The sequence below is a fragment of the Chryseobacterium potabilaquae genome, from assembly GCF_902728265.1.
In the GTDB taxonomy this organism is placed as follows: domain Bacteria; phylum Bacteroidota; class Bacteroidia; order Flavobacteriales; family Weeksellaceae; genus Chryseobacterium; species Chryseobacterium potabilaquae.
Map to the genome: position 1 here is coordinate 1 of NZ_CACVBR010000055.1, position 18,668 is coordinate 18,668.

20 protein-coding genes are annotated in these 18,668 nt (G+C 30.5%); 6 read left to right on the forward strand and 14 right to left on the reverse strand.

The window, feature by feature from the left end; translation table 11 throughout:
- Positions 1-181: 181 nt before the first annotated feature.
- Complete coding sequence (locus tag CHRY9293_RS17165; RefSeq protein WP_162034105.1) at positions 182-1,225, reverse strand: replication initiation protein; 1,044 nt, start codon at positions 1,223-1,225, stop codon at positions 182-184.
- A gap of 1,387 nt (positions 1,226-2,612) precedes the next feature.
- On the opposite strand from CHRY9293_RS17165, the gene CHRY9293_RS17170 reads away from it, so the two are divergent.
- The 6 genes from CHRY9293_RS17170 to CHRY9293_RS17195 all read left to right on the forward strand — a co-directional run bounded on the left by CHRY9293_RS17170 (position 2,613) and on the right by CHRY9293_RS17195 (position 6,349).
- Positions 2,613-2,894, forward strand: coding sequence for a hypothetical protein (locus tag CHRY9293_RS17170; RefSeq protein WP_162034106.1), 282 nt, complete (start codon positions 2,613-2,615; stop codon positions 2,892-2,894).
- Positions 2,895-3,141: 247 nt separating this feature from the next.
- Entirely contained in the window at positions 3,142-3,678 is a 537-nt protein-coding gene (locus CHRY9293_RS17175; RefSeq protein ID WP_162034107.1) for a BfmA/BtgA family mobilization protein, read from the forward strand.
- Entirely contained in the window at positions 3,653-4,834 is a 1,182-nt protein-coding gene (mobB, locus tag CHRY9293_RS17180; RefSeq protein WP_162034108.1) for a MobB family relaxase, read from the forward strand. The genes CHRY9293_RS17175 and mobB overlap by 26 nt, the downstream gene beginning before the upstream one ends.
- A 202-nt stretch (positions 4,835-5,036) precedes the next feature.
- The gene (locus tag CHRY9293_RS17185) at positions 5,037-5,378 is read left to right on the forward strand and encodes a hypothetical protein (protein ID WP_162034109.1); all 342 of its coding nucleotides are present in this window, start codon (positions 5,037-5,039) and stop codon (positions 5,376-5,378) included.
- A gap of 156 nt (positions 5,379-5,534) precedes the next feature.
- Positions 5,535-6,134, forward strand: a complete 600-nt coding sequence (locus tag CHRY9293_RS17190; RefSeq protein WP_162034110.1) for a ParA family protein — start codon at positions 5,535-5,537, stop codon at positions 6,132-6,134.
- Positions 6,131-6,349, forward strand: a complete 219-nt coding sequence (locus tag CHRY9293_RS17195; protein ID WP_162034111.1) for a hypothetical protein — start codon at positions 6,131-6,133, stop codon at positions 6,347-6,349. Before CHRY9293_RS17190 ends, CHRY9293_RS17195 begins: the two co-directional genes overlap by 4 nt.
- Positions 6,350-6,918: 569 nt before the next feature.
- Here the strand turns inward: CHRY9293_RS17195 and CHRY9293_RS17200 are convergent.
- From CHRY9293_RS17200 to traM, 13 genes are all read right to left on the reverse strand, one after another.
- Positions 6,919-7,197 carry a virulence protein gene (locus CHRY9293_RS17200; protein ID WP_162034112.1) on the reverse strand — a complete coding sequence of 93 codons (279 nt, stop codon included), beginning with the start codon at positions 7,195-7,197 and terminating at the stop codon, positions 6,919-6,921.
- A complete protein-coding gene (locus CHRY9293_RS17205; protein ID WP_162034113.1) occupies positions 7,197-7,370 on the reverse strand; it encodes a hypothetical protein in 174 nt (57 codons plus the stop codon). The genes CHRY9293_RS17200 and CHRY9293_RS17205 overlap by 1 nt, the downstream gene beginning before the upstream one ends.
- A 291-nt stretch (positions 7,371-7,661) precedes the next feature.
- The gene (locus CHRY9293_RS17210) at positions 7,662-9,275 is read right to left on the reverse strand and encodes a type IV secretory system conjugative DNA transfer family protein (RefSeq protein ID WP_162034114.1); all 1,614 of its coding nucleotides are present in this window, start codon (positions 9,273-9,275) and stop codon (positions 7,662-7,664) included.
- 5 nt (positions 9,276-9,280) lie between these two features.
- Complete coding sequence (locus CHRY9293_RS17215; protein WP_162034115.1) at positions 9,281-10,210, reverse strand: lytic transglycosylase domain-containing protein; 930 nt, start codon at positions 10,208-10,210, stop codon at positions 9,281-9,283.
- A gap of 15 nt (positions 10,211-10,225) precedes the next feature.
- On the reverse strand, positions 10,226-11,008 hold the full coding sequence (locus tag CHRY9293_RS17220; RefSeq protein WP_162034116.1) for a hypothetical protein: 783 nt from the start codon (positions 11,006-11,008) through the stop codon (positions 10,226-10,228).
- 5 nt (positions 11,009-11,013) lie between these two features.
- Positions 11,014-11,601, reverse strand: coding sequence for a hypothetical protein (locus CHRY9293_RS17225; protein WP_162034117.1), 588 nt, complete (start codon positions 11,599-11,601; stop codon positions 11,014-11,016).
- A gap of 12 nt (positions 11,602-11,613) precedes the next feature.
- A complete protein-coding gene (locus tag CHRY9293_RS17230; protein WP_162034118.1) occupies positions 11,614-14,046 on the reverse strand; it encodes a VirB4 family type IV secretion system protein in 2,433 nt (810 codons plus the stop codon).
- Positions 14,046-14,351 carry a hypothetical protein gene (locus CHRY9293_RS17235; protein ID WP_162034119.1) on the reverse strand — a complete coding sequence of 102 codons (306 nt, stop codon included), beginning with the start codon at positions 14,349-14,351 and terminating at the stop codon, positions 14,046-14,048. The genes CHRY9293_RS17230 and CHRY9293_RS17235 overlap by 1 nt, the downstream gene beginning before the upstream one ends.
- Positions 14,348-14,665: a hypothetical protein gene (locus tag CHRY9293_RS17240; protein WP_162034120.1), complete on the reverse strand. Its 318-nt coding sequence runs from the start codon at positions 14,663-14,665 to the stop codon at positions 14,348-14,350. Before CHRY9293_RS17240 ends, CHRY9293_RS17235 begins: the two co-directional genes overlap by 4 nt.
- 18 nt (positions 14,666-14,683) lie before the next feature.
- A complete protein-coding gene (locus tag CHRY9293_RS17245) occupies positions 14,684-16,156 on the reverse strand; it encodes a hypothetical protein (protein ID WP_162034121.1) in 1,473 nt (490 codons plus the stop codon).
- Between the two features lie 31 nt (positions 16,157-16,187).
- Positions 16,188-16,754: a conjugal transfer protein TraO gene (locus CHRY9293_RS17250; protein WP_162034122.1), complete on the reverse strand. Its 567-nt coding sequence runs from the start codon at positions 16,752-16,754 to the stop codon at positions 16,188-16,190.
- On the reverse strand, positions 16,754-17,440 hold the full coding sequence (locus tag CHRY9293_RS17255) for a DUF4138 domain-containing protein (protein WP_162034123.1): 687 nt from the start codon (positions 17,438-17,440) through the stop codon (positions 16,754-16,756). The genes CHRY9293_RS17250 and CHRY9293_RS17255 overlap by 1 nt, the downstream gene beginning before the upstream one ends.
- A gap of 3 nt (positions 17,441-17,443) precedes the next feature.
- Complete coding sequence (gene traM, locus CHRY9293_RS17260; RefSeq protein ID WP_162034124.1) at positions 17,444-18,394, reverse strand: conjugative transposon protein TraM; 951 nt, start codon at positions 18,392-18,394, stop codon at positions 17,444-17,446.
- Positions 18,395-18,668 lie beyond the last annotated feature (274 nt).

An 18,668-nucleotide genomic window follows, 5' to 3' on the forward strand; every position in this document is an offset into this window, starting at 1 on the left:
TTACAAATGAAAAATTAAGATTTAATCTAAAAAAAATATTCGAATGGAAATATAAATATTAAAATACTGATTAACAATGTTTTATGTGCTTCTATTTTACTTTAGGCCCGAATCGGTAGTTGCAACCAAAGAATTTTCAACGAAGCGACAAAACATGACGTAATATATTATTCTTCCTTTACTATGTTCCATAGATGACTTTAACGCCTTTTCTGAACATATTTTTTAGGAACTTCTGAAAGTCAATATTTTCAGCAATAAATGCATCTAAAAATCTCTTTAGTTCGTTTTCTCCATTACGGTCTTTTGTTTTATAATACTCGATAATTTTAGCCTTAGAGGCTTGGTCTTTATAATTAATGTAGATGATGTTTTCTTTGGGATCATATTCATATTTGACGAGTTCAAATCGTTTTCGAATATTAGAATCTACCTTTTTTTCTTTTAAAAACTCTTCAATCTTTTCCGATAAAAACTCTGAAAACTCTTCTTTATTTTTTTTGTTGATAACCCGTATTTCAACTTTCCCAATACTTCTCCCGATTCTTTTAGCTTCGTAAGAGAAAAAATAATTAGTCTCTTTATTGAGTTGGGAAAATGAAGGGTCGAGAATTTTTGATTTTAAAACATCCCATCTTTCATATTTTTCTTCAACGCCTAAATTTTTTTTTAGTTCTTCAATATAGTATGACTGAACTTTGACTTTAAATTCATTAGATCTAAAAAGAAGATACAAAGAAATAGCATGAGAGCTTGTGAGTTTCATATACTCTTTAGTATGGCTTGCAAAATAGCCTTTTAAATCTAAGAGAAACCAAATGATTTCATTGTTAAACTTGAATATGAACTTTCCTGTATTTTCGTTGAGTTCAGATTTAGCTGACCAAGGATAGTTCACCCATCGCTCTTTTCCTCTTTCATCAATTTCAGAATATTTTAAATTATTTTCACCAATTTCGTTGATACAATTTTTGAGAACTGCCTTAAGATCTGTTGCTTTTTCGTTTCTCGTAGCTTGTAAAAATTGATATATTTCTCCTAAAGAAAATTCTAAAGTGTTCAAAAAAGTTTTTCCTTGTCTTTCTTCATAGGTGATTTTTGAAACTAAAAATAAGAATAGTTTCTGGGTCGGCAGAGACATAATGAATCTAGCTTTATTGATAGCATTTGGTAAATACAATGAATCGTCCGAATGTTTTGACATATCTTTTGTGATGGTTCTCATGCAAATATATTAAAAAAATGTTTAACCCACCAAAATAAATTAGGTGTGAATAATGGTCTATCTGACTAGCAGGGCTTTGTATTAAAAAAATAAAAAATTAAAAAGTAAAATTACTGATATTTAATGTTTTTTGGTGGGAGTTGTATGTTTTTTGGTGGGAGTTATATGTTTTTTGGTGGGAGTTGTATGTTTTTTGGTGGGAGTTATAGCTTTAATAAATTGATAATCAAACAAATATTATCTATGCATATTCAAAATGTAAATCAAAAAAAAAATATATGTTTTTTGGTGGGAGTTAGCTCTATGAAAATATGTTTTTTGGTGGGAGTTGTATGTTTTTTGGTGGGAGTTATATGTTTTTTGGTGGGAGTTATATGTTTAACAAATTTATTTACAGCTACTTAAAACACTCTAAAGTATTTAAAGTATTTAAATTTATAAAAAGAATAAAACTTTCTCCGCGCGTGATCGCGTATATGCACGTACGCACGATAGGAAAGCTTCATTTGCAAAAATACAGTTTTTAATAGTCGGGAAAAACATCAAGATTTTTTAAAACAGATATAAGATCCCTTCGGTCTCTAAGGTTTTTTTAGCTATAACAACTAGACAAGTTTTCTTTGATAATCATTGATTTAACATAAAGATTTATAAAACAATATCGTTTAGATTTTTAATAGATTTTATCTATGGATTTAAAAATTTTGGTAAATTCAAAAAAGAATATAGAGAGTAGGAATAAATTAATCGATTTAAGGTGTTTTTAGCTTCAAAAATAGCTTTAAATTAAAAAATAGAGGGATTGGGGGTCAAAAAAAAAAAACTGTCTTAAATCTCTTTAAAAACAGTTTTTTAAACAAAGCTTTTATCAAACTTGTCCAGTGTGATCGACTTATTGCTTCTCAAGGTCGTCCTCACGTTGCCTCTTTGTCCTCTTCAGTCGATATAGCAAATATACAAAAATTAGAGAATTAAATTGCATTTTTTTGGTTGAAATTTTAAAAAAATAATCAAAATTTATACAGTAAACAGTGAAAAAAACAAAATGAAATTTATACGTTAAGAATAAATATATTATACCTTCATAATCCTATAGATATTTTGAATTAATTCTATTAAAAACTATGTATAAATTATCGGCTTCGCCTACTCATATATTTTTAAAAAATTATAAATTTTATCAAAATATATTCGAAAAATAACTTTGTTTTTTTATATTAAATTATGGTAATCCTTAATTAATACTAAGCTATTATTTTTTTTATTAAAATTTTGAAATAATATTTGAATCTTGTCTAGATGCTATGGCTGAAAAAACCTTACAGCATTTAAAAAGGTGTTCTTGTTTTAGTGATTTATTACAACAAATTTTTATAAATTTGTGACAATGGAAAATACTGAAAAGCAATTAAAAGAAAAAAAAATTTTTGAAGAATTAATTTTTTCAATAAGTGAACTTGAAAATTCTTACAAAAAGACTAAAGATAAAGAAGCAAAATTATCTATGAAAAAAGTTTTAAAATCTCTCAATAATATTAATGAAAATTTGGATATTATTTCAGATTATAAGATTGATGCCGATACTATAAAAGCATTACGTACTATATTTTCTAATGGAATGAGTTTAGATACATTAGATATTTTGGATAAATTTAGATCATCTAACTAGCCCGCAAAAAAACCGACCGAAAACGAAGTTTTGAGGTTGGTTTTTTTTTGTTGAGTTTCTGTAAAGAAAGGAAAGCAAGCGGGAACGACGGAAACCGTCATTCATGAAATATAAATAACTGTAAAACAGTTATTTATTATTTTTTGTTATATGTTTTATTATATATAAAAATATAATATTTTTATGTAATATATTTATAATTAATAGTTTAATATTAAAAAATGATAAAAGAAAAGCTATATAAAATATGAATGAGAATAAATTAACAACAATTCAGATCAATAAAGAAACAAATCAGAATCTGCGAGAAATAAAACATAAATTTCATTATAAATCTAACAATGATTTAGTAAATGATATGTCAAGATATTTTATAGAATATAATGTTTCACCTCGTGAAGCTTCACAGCCTATATTTGATCAATTTAAAACAATAGATAGGACATTTAGAAGTTTCTTTAAAGAGTATGAGAATAAACTTTTTAAACCTTTTGTAAATGCTCAAAGTCAGGTTAATTTAAGGCTATTAAATTTTATTGAAAATCCATCTAACATTAAAGAAATAAATAATAATAATACAGTAGAAAATATTAATTCTGATGATATATTTATTTCAAAAAATGAACTTAATAATATTGAAAAATTGATTGAAATTTTACATGAAAAAATATTCAGAGTTCAGAAACAAGAAACTAGAGATAATAGTACTTATTATTTGATTCATACGTATGATTATTTTGCATTAAAAGATGCATTAAATGATATTAAAATTAAGTTTGAATAGTATGTATATTGGTGTGCATAATCCTAAAAATACTGTAGGAGGAAATAAAGGATCATCGAGCGATTTAGTAGAGTATCTTACTAAAGAAGATAAAGATAAAGAAGATAGTTTTTTTATCAATCAAGATAATGAAAATATGCAAAAAGATAATGTAATAAAAGAAGTTGATGAAATGGGAAAAGGATTAAAAAAAAATGAAGCAAAATTTTTCATGTTATCAGTAAATCCTTCTTCTAAAGAACAAGAACATATTATTTATAAAATTACTGGGGAAAAGAATAAGAAAGTCAATGACCTGAGCGGACTTGAAAAGGAAAAATATGAAAAAGAATTAGTTAAATATACGCATAATGTAATGAGTAAATATGCTGAAAATTTTGATAGAGAAGTTAACGGGAAAAAAATTTCCAGAGAAGATTTAGTTTATTTTGTTAAGGTTGAATATGAAAGGAAATATGATGTAAATTCTAAAGAAGTAATAGAAAATAAAGAGATCAAAAAACAAATCTCAGTTTTAGATCCTCAAAAAGACAGAGATAAAATATTTTCGCTGGAGGGATCTATGCAACGCAATAGCCAGGGAGAAAATATTAAATCAGGAATGCTTAAGGAAGGTAACCAATCTCATGTTCATGTAATTGTCTGTCGTTATGATAAAGAAAAACAAACCTCTCTAAGTCCAATGTCTAATCACAGAAAATCTGAGGATTCTTTTAGTAAAGGCATAAAAGTAGGGTTTGACAGAATGAATTTTAAAGAGAGTTGTGAAAAAGAGTTTGATAAAAATTTTGACTATAACAGAGAATATAAAGAAACTGTAAAAAGTTCGACAACAGAACTTAATCATCATAAAGCGAAAATAACGGATAAAGAAGGTAAAGTCGATGGCGTTAAAATGTTTGAGGGAATGTATGAGCTAGGAAAATTTGGAATACAAACAGGGGTTACAGTTGCTACAGGAGGAATTTCGAGTTTAGAAAATGTGGTAAATCCAGAAAAGATATTGAAAAAAGCAGGCGATGTATTGTCCAGTGAGGCTAAACAACAGCTTAATAAAATTAATCCTTTTTCAGAGCTTGTTGAGAAATTGAACATTAAAAAACAATTTACTACAGAAATTAAAAAGGTAATTTCGAAGGGGGGAATGGAAATGTAATAGGGTAGCTCTTATATTGTTTTAAGTAAATATATCAATATGTAATAACGTTATTACGTATTGATATATTTACTTAATTTAAATTTGATTACCAATTAAACAATAAAAATAATAGGAACGATTTTCCTTTTTCTGATTGGTCTACTTATAGTAATTTTACTGGTAAAGTTTATAAATACAAAAAATATTTAAAAAATAGTAAATGAAAAATATTGTAGAAAATTATCAGGATGCTGTAGAGGGAATCTACCATCATATTGGTTATTGGAATGATTGGGAATTTTGTACGCCTGAATTCACGCATGTAGATGATAAATGGAAATGGGATGGTAAAAAAGTTTCTTTTTATGCTGAACCCTTTGATGAAGATCAAGAGATTACGGAAGAAGACTTTATAGGAAGCTTAAAAACAGATTATTTGTACAGGGGGAACGAGTATACAGGAATCGTGATAAAAACGACTTATGATGATGAAATTTTTTTAGATGATGTTCGCCTCCAAATCCTCAAAAATGACATGGAGATTGAAGATGAAGGTTGGTAAGTATTAATCTTGATCAACCTCTTTTGTGGTTCTTCCTGCAAAAAAGAAAAAAACGGCGATTTCAAAGGAATTAAAAAAAAATGTACATTTGTCAATACATCAATATGTAATAACATTATTATGTATTGATATATTGACGTTATTATTTAAAATATTATGCCAAAAATTATCACATTAGCACACCAGAAAGGAGGAGTAGGTAAAAGTACATTAGCTTTAAATCTTACGTATAGGTTTAACAAAGAGGTCAAAACGGCTTTGACTGATACAGACCCCCAAGGCTCAACAATGCAATTGAAAGATATTGTGCAGGACATTGATATTTTAGATTATACGGGAACAACAGATTTACAAACACAACCATATGATGTTATTTTCATTGATACTCCTCCATATCTGACCGAAAATATGATTCCAATATTTTTGGCTTCTGATTTGGTTTTAATTCCTACAAAAGCAGGAGTGCCAGATATTATGGCGATACGTGCAACAGTTGAACTTGTAAAGGAAGCTCAGCAAAATAAACTAGATCTAAAAGTAGGTATTATCCTCAACATGATTAAGCCAAGAACTAATATAATAGAGGAAGTTAAAGAACAATTAAAAGAATATGATTTTCCTATTATTGCAAAAATTCAAGATAGGGTAGTTTTTACCAATACATTTCTTTCTGGAGGAATAACAAAGGGTAATGACCCTCAAGCATTGCAGGAACTGGAAGAATTAACAACGGAAATCTTAAACTTATTATCATGAAAACAGGATCATTTGACAAACTGAAACAGATATCCATAAAGGAAACTCCAAAACAAAAAATTGTGCCTATTAAGGAACGTAAAAGGGACAATGAAAGTAGTTATACGCTTTGGTTAAATAAAGAATTATTAAAGTCATTAAAACTTAAAGCAGTGGAAGAAAACGATAATGTGAAAAATATTGTAGAAAAGGCTATAAGAAATTTTTTAAAGTAAATACATCAATACGTAATAACGTTATTACGTATTGATGTATTTGCGATAATAGGTTACAACTACCGATTTGGGCCTAAAGTAAAATAGAAACATGGTTGTAAGTCCCGATCGGGGCCTAAAGTGAGATAGGGAGTTTTAAGATGCTGATAATCAGTTTTTTTACACTAAAAGCATCCCTCTTTTTGCAAAAAAGAAAAGAGGTTTGAAGCTTAGAATTTATTTTTTCATATTACTTCTTTTTTTTACAAATCCCTTCCCCTCTGATCCTGTATAGTGGTCTTGATTAAACAAAAGACAGAAAAAATAGTCGTAAAGTGTTTAAATACGTGATTATCAATGGCATGCAGGTGTATTCTATTCTGATATAAATATTTTTCCTGAAGCCGGTATCGAGGGGCGGCAAGGATTCCTGCGTTAAACAGCCATCTTTACTATAATACATTGCATAACAGTCAGTTGTGTTTATGGAAATTAAATCAATTTTATAACTTGGCCCAATGACCACATAAAAGAATAAAAAAAGTTGGCCGTTTTAACAGAATCTATGCGGTCACTGGGCCTTATATTTATTATTCTTTCATAAAGTCGGTAAAATTCGACCAATCTTCTATTCGGAATGCTCTAATATCCCGGACAGAATCTTTAAACCATTGTAATGATTTAAGAGCAATCATAGCACGAACTAGATTTGCCATATCATTAACATCACTCAGGTAAACACTTCCTTGTGTATTGTAAAAGTTATATTCTCTTAAAACTTTTCTAATCTCAAAGTAGGCATTATTGTAAGGCTCTCCAAAATGCTTTTTCAGACTGCTTACTTCCATATCAAAACTAATAGCAAACATTAAGCGGGTTCGAAATATTTACTTTGTCCGTAAAAAATGCGCCCTAATGCATCCTTAATTGAAATAACAATCCCTATAAAAGGGTTGTTTTCAACATCTATCACAATACCTTCAATCCAAGTATCTAGACCTGTTATTGCAGGATTAGCTTTTGCTTTATCTCCAACTTTCATAATATGAAATTTTTACAAAATTAAATAAATAATTATAATTAAATAGTTTTAAGAAGCTCCAGTTCTTCGTAGATAAGAGACCAATGTTGGGCTAGCTCTTCTTCATTCCATATTTGTTTCATTATTTTTCTTGCCTAATTTAGGGTAAGAAATACAAACATTCAAAAAAGTTGGCCATTTTGAACGCTTATGTGGTCACTGGGCCTAAAGAAATATCCTTTAAAAGCGAAGCTTACAAATCTTGATAAGCACGCTCAAGATGAAATTATTGAAAAATTATTAGATATGTTCTCATAATAGAACCTCAATATCCTTTATTATTTTTTCATAATTTTTATCGATATCCTCTTTGGTAATAATTCGAGGAAGGACAACGCTATCGGCTTTTCCTCCTTTGTAGGGCTTAAATCGAGTATGAAATCTTGGTATATTAGCATTCTTAGCTTTACCTACAAATTCACCAGGTTTCAGGGTTCCAAAAAACTCACCATCATATCTTATTTCTTTTCTGGAAGACGTAGTTGTACTTTGTTTTGAATTAGAAGAGCGTGTGAAGCTTTTGTACTTTTCATCAATTTTTGAAAACTGTTTAGCATAATTTTCTAAAGCGATAATATCGGCAGTCCACCCATAAAACTGATTTGCTAAATTACTTTCTAAACTTGATCTGTCATATTTGGAATATTTCTTTTCAATTTTTCCCGCACTTTGTGTTAAAAGAACAAAAGATACCATATACTCACGGAGTTCAGAGGGGTAAGCTTCCAAGTCAGGAATTTTAAATGTTGTCGCTTCATCCATGAAGAAAGCAATAGGGGTCTGATTGCCAAATTTGATTTGCTTGGCTAAAGCGACAAATAAAAGAACCACCACAGGAGAAATTACCTCCCTAGCCATAAAATTATTAGATACACATATTGTTTTTGGATTGGTAGGATCTGCTAAGGTAAATTCAAAATCATCCCCACTTAAAACATAAGAAACGTTTTTATTTGCAGAAAAATTGGCAATCGTTTTTGATAGATTTACTAGTATAGAAGATTGTGTTTTTTCACTTCCTTCAGATTCGAATAGTGCGGATGCATAATTTTGTCCTATCCTATCTTTTGAAATAAACGCTTTTAATTGATCTACATTAGCATACTGAATAAAATTGCAAATATGAGGAAGAGTGCATATATCTGAATGATGCTGATAAAATACCCAAGTAACTCCTTTAAATACGCCTAATGCCATATCAAACCATTCATCTTTTTTTTCATCATCTTTTAAAAATGAGCTAAAAAATATTTCTGCGAAAACAGGTACTAAAATATCATCACTGATTACTTTTTTAGAAAAAATATTAGTTCTGCTAGACTTTGTAGCATCAAAAAAATCTAAATTAAAAATAGGGTAGGGATAATTAATATCATTTTTGATTTTTGAAGCAGTAAGAGTATAGTCACTGTCTTTTGCATCATAGATAAATAGAGAAAAATTGTTCCTCATAAATTCTTTTAATAGGGGTTTCCCTATGCTTGATGTTTTTCCTGCTTCTGCTCCACCATACACTAAAAATCCATTAAAAGGATTATCATAAACAATTACCCCTCCTTCGTGTTCTAATCGTATTGTATATTTTTTTTCTTTTTCATCTTTTGAAGTTGTTTTTTTTCCAAAGAAAATATAAAATAATAGGCTCGAAATTAGAGACGATCCATAAATAAAGGTTAGGGTTTTAGGTTCGAAATGAAAGAATTTCTTATTTAAAGAATTTGCTATAACCCAAACAAGTAAAATTGGGATAATTTTTAAAAGCTCATATATTTTTGAAGAGAAAATATAAGAAAGTAAAATAACAATACTCAAGCTTAAAATTCCAAAAAAAACTAATACTATTTTGACTAATTGTAATGTTTCCATATTGTTTAAGGGCTAATTTTAGAATGCACATATACAATGCTTCCTTGGGGTATAAAATTGGTTATAAATTGAGGGTTCGAGAATTTAAGTAAATTAAGATCATAGCATTTAGAAAGCTCTTGGAATGTAGTGTTTTTAGAAGTTTTAATGAGTTTTAAATCTAAAAATGAATACTTGAAGTAGCTAGGATTAATCTTATGTTTTTTATAAAAATTAAACATATAATTCACGGCAATAAAAGAAGGGACATAAGCTTGTGTCTCTTTAGGTAAAAAGGGTCTAACTTTCCAGTAACTTTTTGAGCCTGCTTTTTTAATAGCTTTTCTTACATTTCCTTCTCCACAATTATAAGCAGAGATAGCGAGATTCCAGTCTCCTAAATTAAGATATAAGTTTTTTAGGTAGCGTACGGCTGAATCTGTATTTCCAACAGGGTCGAAAAAAATATTAATGTACTTATTTTGTTTAATACCGTATTGTGCTCCTGTTGCAGGAATAAATTGCCAGAGGCCTTTAGCACCAGCCCAAGAGCCGGCGCGAGGATTCAACGCACTTTCTACCACGGCTAAATATTTCAGTTCTAAAGGCATTCCATATTGTGCCAGCTTTTTCTCAAATAAAGGAAAATAGTAAGTCGAAAGCCCTATTATTTTTCCATACCATTTGTACGAAAGATATTTTCTTACATAAGTATAGGTAATGTCATTATAATCTATTGAAAGAGGCGTATTTGAATTAAGAAAACTAAATCTTTCTTTAAAGGTATCAATATGAAGATCTTCATTGGAGTCATGAGATTCTCCAAGTCCTTTTATATAATTTTCATTATACCTAATAAAGACTTCTTTTTGCTGGCTTTTTAATTCTACAGAAAAGAAAAAAGCAAAAGCAATAATTAGAATAATAGGAAGGTATCCAATGTTTTTAAGAAGCATAATATCTAACAAGTTTTAAAAACTACTTTGTAACGTTTTTTGTATCTGCGCAAACCCAGCGATCTTTGCCATGAGACAAATGATAATAATTCCCAATTGATAATTATCTGTTGGCATATATTCTAATCTTATCGCATCAACGAAAACAACAACAAACAAAAATCCTGGAATGAGTAAATAACATACGAGAAGATTCTTTACCCATGTGTAAAAATAGCTTCGTGTAGGCTCATAAATATAACAAGCTAGGGCTATTCCTGAAACCATTTTTAAGCCTCCAAGGTAGATAAACCTGTAAACGAGAGCTAAGCCGTACGACCAGTTATTGACGAGTTCAAAGAAAGGTTTTACAAAAAGAGTTAAACCTCCGTCAATTAATACCCCTTGTGTACTAGTATCGCTAAAAACATTTAATGAATTAACGAATCTTCCAAAGAATGTTGTTAGTTCATTTTTTTGAGCTAAAGCTAAATCGAGTACTTTCCCTTTAGGAGCATTTCCAAATCCATTTTTATAGGCATCTGAAATTTCTCCAAACATATATTCTAAAGCTTCAATAGCCAAAGGCATAAATAAAATAAGAGCCAGTATATGTGCGTATTCTTTAAAAAGCTTGAAAAATAAAGCTGCATCAACTCCATTTTCAAGCATAGGTTTCGAAGCTCTCATAATATTGAAAACAGCAAAGAGTACCCCTAATCCTATTGAAAATGCGATCATTTCAGTATGATTAAAAGTTATTTTTCTAAAAGCTTCTGCCACCTGAGCATAATTTAGTGGATTGAGATCTAGTGCCATATCATTTATTTTTGCATGTTATATACTTTCATGGCGAATTCATATCCTGCCAAAGCGTCTTTAAAATTTTGTAGCTGTTGATATTTCAAAGCAATATCTTCCTGCTGGACTCTAATTTCTCTAAGTCTTTCTGCATCATTCATCTTGTATGTCCCATTGGATAGAATTCTGGAAAGTTCTTGTAAATTGGTTTTAGTTCCTTCAAGGAGCGAATTCGTTCCCCTTTCTGTTACTAATCCAACTTCTAGAATAGGGCTATTCCTATATTTTGCTTTAAGCTGAAAAGCTTCATTGATTAGATTTTTTTGGGCTAATGCTATTTCTTTGATTTTTGAGATATTTTTAACTTCATCATTAATCTGTTCTAAAAATTCCACATTCTTTTTTGCTACAGAAAGCATATTTTGAAGCTTTTCTGTCTGTTTTAGTGCTTCCTGAACCTGTTTTACTAAAGTAGCCTTGGTTTGAAGCTGGATGGTTGTTGAGCCAACATCTGTTACAGCCATTTGGCTGTATATGGTCGTTCCTGTTAAAATGAGAATGCTTAAAAATATCCATTTTTTGACGTTTGTTAGATTAATATGCTCTTTCATATTTTTTATAAATTATTTTGTAATGCCATTAAGTGTAAGTTCTATTGCCTTTTGTAAGCTTTTTGTTTCTGCTTTAAGAGTATTGAGTTTGCTCCAGACTTCTCCATCGGTCTGAAATGCTAAGAAAGCTTCTTTTGATAATTCTAATCTTGTTATTAAGCTCTCTTCTCCGAGCTTGATCCATTGCTCAGAATATTTATACTTTGCTCCTTCTTCAGTATTATTTTTAAGGGTTTGAAGCATTTCAAACTCATGATCTTCGAGTTTAAAAGTTTCTTGAATTTTCAAATAGGTTACTTTTTTCGAAGGAAGGACAATAAGAACCTGTGAATTGGCAATGATTCCTTCTGTATACTCATTTTTAGGAAGCTGACTGGGGTCCTGAATGATAATATAGACAGCACCGTTTTCTTTCCTGATTTTTTGGTACAGCGTGGCTACGGTTTGAAGAACACTTTCAGAAGAATAGATATCCTTTATCGCTTGACTTTCCGCAAACTCATCAAAAATCAAAATTCCTTTTTTGCTCCTGTCGGATAAAATGTTGCTGTCGATGGTTTCTTGAAGGATAAGTAAAATTAGAGTTACCAAAAAAGGGTCTTTCTTTACTTCTGTTAATTCGAATACAACAAACTGTTTGGTCTTTATTTCCAGAGCTACCCCCTGGTCACTTATTTTAAATACATTTTCATAGATTCCTCCTGTAATAAATTCACTGGCATTGTGTTTAAAGCTTTTAAGATCAAAATACTGCTCTTCAATTTCTAAATCTTTTAAAAGCTCTTTTCCTCCATTAATCAGATAATAATAAAAATCTTCAAAAGAATGTGAAGTCTTATTTTTCTCATAATAATTTTTTAAAAGCCTATTGATAGAAGTAGATACGTGAGAATCATCATACACATGCTCTACCCTCCATACTTTTAAAATGATGCTTCTAAGCAAAGAAATTTTTTCAGGTCTTAACGGCTCATTTTCTTTTATTAAAAAAGGATTTAGTCCTAATGGTTGAGTTGGGTTATAGCTTACATGAGAGGAAATTTCTGGATAAAGCTCCGTTATAAACTGAAAGCTTCGTCCAAATTCCGCTACTACAACATTTATATTTTGAGATAAAAACTGTGTGATAATGTTCAGTGCAGTTACGGATTTACCCCCACCTGTATTAGCAATGATAATTCCGTTTCGGGCATACATTCTTTTCCTTTTTTCATCCCATATATCCTTTTTTAAAGGAAGGTTATTAATCCTATCATTGAAAAAGATTCCTTCTTTGTCATCTCTTTGAATGGTTGTATTGGAGTAATAACAAAGACTTTCCTTTAGATGAGAGATAAAAAAACAATCAGGATGAAGCTTATTTTCTCTGCCAATGATAGAACCTAAAAAAATATTTTTTAATACTTCCTTTTTGGGAATGTGAAAGTCAATACTGGAAGCGTCAAGTATTGATTTAGCCATTTCTTTCATTCGTAATAGCTTTTCTTTATCCCGATCAAACAAAATTAGGTTACAATGCGTTTTAATAAAGACGGTATCACTACTCTGCTTATTTGAATCTTTCAAAAAACTGTCTAATTGTAAGTACTTTTCATCAATTTTAGTACTCATAGATCTAAGCTTTCCGTATTCCTCCTTGGCTAAATCAATTTGATTCTGAATGACTTTACTGCCTTGAAAATAAAAAATCTGGTTATAGATATGATTTCCTAAAAAGGTTTCAGCGATATCATCCATTACCCCCTGCTTTACAATGAAATCATCTTTTGAAATAGGATCTTTTTTTACGTTTCTAAGTCCTTTAGGAAAATATTCACTCTCACTAAAAGAAAATACATCAAAATGAGATTCTCCTAATTCCCTACCTTCAAAGTCAATATCATAAAACCCAGAACCTTCAAATCCATTCACATAATTTTTGATGTGATTTTTTGATTCCTTCTCCGTTAGAGGAATGAGTTTGGTTTTATAAATATTATTAATAATCTGAAAAGCTCTGTCGACCGCATTTTCAAAGGTTATAATCTTATTTTTATCCTCCAATACAAGCTTTTCCTTATATTTAAAAGGGTTTTTCAAATATGACTTTTCTAAAGATTTCAGCCCTGTAATGACAAATGCTAAAATACAGTAATGTGTATTTCCTTTTCTGTTTAGAAAATGTCTTCTTAAGGCGTGATCTAAATACATATCTCCCTCTATTTTTTGAGGATCAAACTCTTTTTCTAGATAGATATCTTGCTTATGGATATAGCAATCCTGAGGAAGAGACTGAAAAGCAGAAAAAAACTCCAATAATCTATTATCAAAACGCTCTTCGCTAAGCTGGTAACGTTCCGGCTGATTCAGAAGGAACAAATAGGCTATTGTTCCTTCTTTTGAAAAAACAATATTATTGTCTACAATCTTTGCTATCGAATATGCTTTGCTACTTTCTACTTTCATTATACTATTTTTTTCAAATCACTGTTAGATACTAAATCGCCTGTATAGCTTATGTTTTTGTATTTTTCAGGTTTACTTTTCATCCATAAAACAAAATAGATTACAAATACAGAAAGTATCCCTATAATGAAGGAGATAAAACATAATCCAAATTTTCTTTTTAAAAAAAAGATAATCATCAGGGATATCATCACGAGTATAGTTAAAGAAGTTCCCCAAAGAAAAAGCATCATGTACCTTCCTTTAATCCCAAACATCATGGGCGTAGATTCTAAATCTTTAGGGAGCTCTTCAAAATTTATCATATGTGGATATTTAAAGAGGATATAATTCCTACAATTGCGGTAATTACTATACTTGCTGCAAAAACATAACCTACAATCAGTCCTACATTTGCCCAACCTTTTTGGCGTGTTCCATCGTTATTTTTATCTTCAATCAAATCCCAGTTTCTAATGATGCCAGCTAATGCACCTATGAGAAGGAAAATTCCAAATGAAGGAACAATATAATTGGCTAAAATTTCATTGAATTTTCCTCTTAGTCCTTGAGCATAAGAATATTGTGAGGATGTAATCAGGACAAAAAGTAAAATTTTTGGGAAAAATTTATTTTTCATGTTGTAAGAATTTAAAATTTATAAAATATTGACAACGGTACTTCCTGTCTGTTGTACTACATTATTATGTTTATCATAGATATAGACTGTGAAATTCCCATTATAAGCGTTAATTTGGTGGCTTGGAGAACCACCGATCCATGCTCCTAATTGATAACCATCATTGGTATTTGTTCCTGCTAAGTTGATATCAGCAGGGAATGAGTTGTAATTGTAAGTGTATGTTTTACTAATTGTTTGCCCTTCATAATTAAAGTTAAGTTCAAAAATAACTTTGGATATCCCATTACCAGTGCTTGCCTGTGCTCCAACTCCTAAAATAGTATGTAAATATTTATGTCTTATATCGAATTGAAAGTTATTACCTCCTAAGTGACTTGCTGTTCTTTGTAAACTCACTGTGACGGTAGGAGGGGTAGTAATACTAAGGCTGTTTTCTACTTTTACAGTATAAGATTTTACATCACTTTCGTTTCCGAACTCATCTTTGAACTGGATATTGTAAGTATAGTTACCCGATTCTATAGCATTGAAATTGTATGCAAAACTTCCGTTTGGACCTAATGAATAAGGAATATAGGTATTATTGGTACTCTGAATACCATTAGTATTGTTATTAGAGGATGCAGAAACCCAAGTTTTATATTGAACAACAGTATTTGTATTTATTGGAGATTTTCTTACAATTCCAATCAGACTCATTGCTGAATTGGGTGAAACAATGGTGTTGCTGATATCCATCGATTCCACAATAATTTGTTTTTGCTTAATATCCTGCTGAATAGAAAAATCTTTTGATACTGTTGCATTTTTTAATGTATAATGTAAAGCACCTTGTCCTACCTGATTAGTAGTTAAAGTAATTTTAAAGTTATCTATATTAGGGAGATCATATTCTTGTCCCGTTTGAACGACAATATCATTCATTTTAATTTCTCCTGTATACGATACAAATTTAATTTTATAACCAGAAGTTGGCTGTCCCTGACCTGGTACAATCTTCATTACATAATAGCTAGGGTCCCCTTGGTGTAGATCACCATTCCCCCCTTGATATGTATGGATAAACTCCGAGACTCCATATTTTAGCTCAAAATTTTCTTCTTTACTGTATCCTTTTATATTGGAGGTAATTATTTTCACATTGTGAGTCCCTGATACATTTCCAATATATTCGAAAATATTGTTTTGCTTTGTTAATATATACTCTTTATTTTGCTCTAGTACAACACCGTTCAGATACAAAACACCATTCAAATTTGAAGTGTATTTAAACGTCATTTCAAAAGCTTCAAATTTGTAGGATGGATTAATATTATATTTAAGTTGATTTTTTTCTCCGACTCCTTTTTCAATAAAATCTTTATCTCTATCGATAGTAAAGCTATACCTATCCGCTCCTACGTTATCCCAATCACCGTCCTCACGACATGAATTGATAATTAAACTTATGCTAAAGAAAGTAATCAGCATCAAAAATGTATTTTTCATAGTTTATAAATTAAAATTTTAATGAGTTGAATTAGTCAATATAAAATCGAAATCCTCCAAAAAATCCATAGTTAGATTTAGAGAACTTACTCTTTAGGTCATAGAATTGAGAATAGGTGGTAAGAAGAGATAGTTTTCGTGTTAAAAATATTTCTCCTTCTAAGGAGCCTGATAGTCCATATACGAATCCTTTTACATCTTCTTGAATTGTTTCTTTTGTCAATGGAGAGGTTTTATTCCCTTTGTTGACGTCTTCATACCCTCCAAAAGCGCCTAGCCAAGCATTGATCATTACAGGATAAAACCCTTCATAAGAATACCCTCCATTGATGTTTACTCCGTATTTTTTATACGGTAAGATTTGTTTATTACTATAAGTAACTTCCAAATCCTGATAAAATCCTTCTACCTTCCCCATAAACCCTTTATCTCCGAGTATTTTAGCATATCCTCCCATTATGGATTTAGTAGCCTTTAAATCATCTTTAGATGGGCTCATACCATATTGTAGGTGGATGGAGGATTGATTTTGTCTTCTGCCCTGAGCAAAAACTAATGTGCTCAAAGCAAAAAATAATGCAAATAATATATGTTTCATCAGTTAATGTATTTTGCGTTAAGAATAAATTTTGAATTAACAGGGATGTTTAGAGCTCTTTCTCCGTTCTTTTCCCGAAGGATGATATTCAGAATTTTACCATCATTAATGGTAAATTTGTCAAAGACAAAAACCAACTTTTGAGTGGATTTTTCCCTGAACTCTTTAGGGGTATTACTCCATATAGGCATGAAATTTTTTTCGTCCCTGTTTTCCTCCTCTTTACTCATTTTTTGATCTTTTGGAGATGCCACAAACGTTATATTTTTTACTTCATAAGGAATATTACTCCTGTTATCAACTTTCAATAGAAAGTATATTTTTCCATCACCAGAATAAACCCCTTTAATGAAAGCTTCTACCCCTCTTGTTAAAGCAGAATTTCTGTTATTGATCCAGCCTTTTTGCTTTGCTATTTTCTCGGCTGTAGCTTCAAATTCTGGTTTTTCGACGGAAATGAATTCAGCCTTTGGTGTTTCCTGAGCAACCGAAACGGCTTGTTCCGTTTGTTTTACTTTTTCTACAGGAACTCCCTCTGTTGTAATTGTAGCATTAATAGGGTTTGTAGGTGCTTTTGGCTTTCTATAAGTTTTTTTAATAGGTTTCTTATACACCTTCTTTTTGGTATGCTGAGCATATCCTAAAAAGCTTCCTAAAAGGAGCACGAAAATTGTTAGTTTCTTCATATTTTAGTTTTTGTAAAGAATAATTTTTACTTGTATATCTTCTGCAAGCGGAATTTTTTTTGTAGTTCTATTACGAGAAGTGGTCCTACTTAGTACCCCTCCAACAATGGGAATTCTTGATACCTGGTTATTAGCTTCATCCTTTAAAGCTCCTCCCAGACTTTGGTCAGAGTCATCTCCAATTTCAGGTAAAAAATATCCTTCTTCTCCGTCTACCCCTACTATTTTTCCTAAGACAGCATACGTTTTTCCATTAGCTTTGACAGAAAATATTTTGCAAAAAACCCTTCCTCCTTCGATTTTCATAACTCCCTCTGCAGAAGAGTTATTTTCAGGTATTTTGTCTCCGTTAAGGGTGAAGCTCTCATTAAATATAAAATTCCATTTTCTGCCATTAGAGATATACCCCTGCGATATTGATTCTGCATTAACGGAAGCCAGAATAGTTTGTTTTTTTACTTCTGACTGGTAAACTGGCTCATAATTGGTTATTTCTTTTTCGGCATTATCTATCGTTTTAGGAGAAGTTTTTTCTTTATAAATAGGTTTTGCATTTGAGTAACCAATTTTTGAGTTGGAAGGTTCTTTGTTCTCCCACATATCATAAGTCCCATATACGCTATGTGAATTATTAGTTGGCGGAGGAGAATAAGAAGTATTTTTATTACTACCAATGTTGGTATTTGATAGTATAGCATTCTTTATTTCCTCCTCACTTACTACATTAGAGTTCATTTCTGATGGAGTTTCGCCTGTTGAAGAATTGGCTTTTGTTTCTCCACGTGCTTTAACCATATCTTCCACGGTTACTTCATTATTCATTCCTATAGTAGGAGCAATGTTAGTTTTTTTTGAATCGCTTCCAGAGGATCTTAAAAACATGAACATAATAAGAGAGATAATTAAAAATGTACCTATCCCAACAATAACCAATAATTTTTTATTCATTTTCATTATCCCCAATATTTTCAAATTCCTGTAAATAGTCGAATACCTGTAATCCTTGAACATTATTAGGATAGCTCGGAGTAACATAACGGATCTTGCCTTTTCCATTGATAAGCTTTTTGACTTCGTGTTCTCCCTTTTTTATTACTAAAAGGTTACAACTACCGATTCGGGCCTAAAGTAAAATAGAAATATGTAATATATTGTTAACCTTTGCTTTAAACGATAGAATTATTCTATAAATTTCTTTTTTGCCCCATAGCTTCCAAATATCGGTATA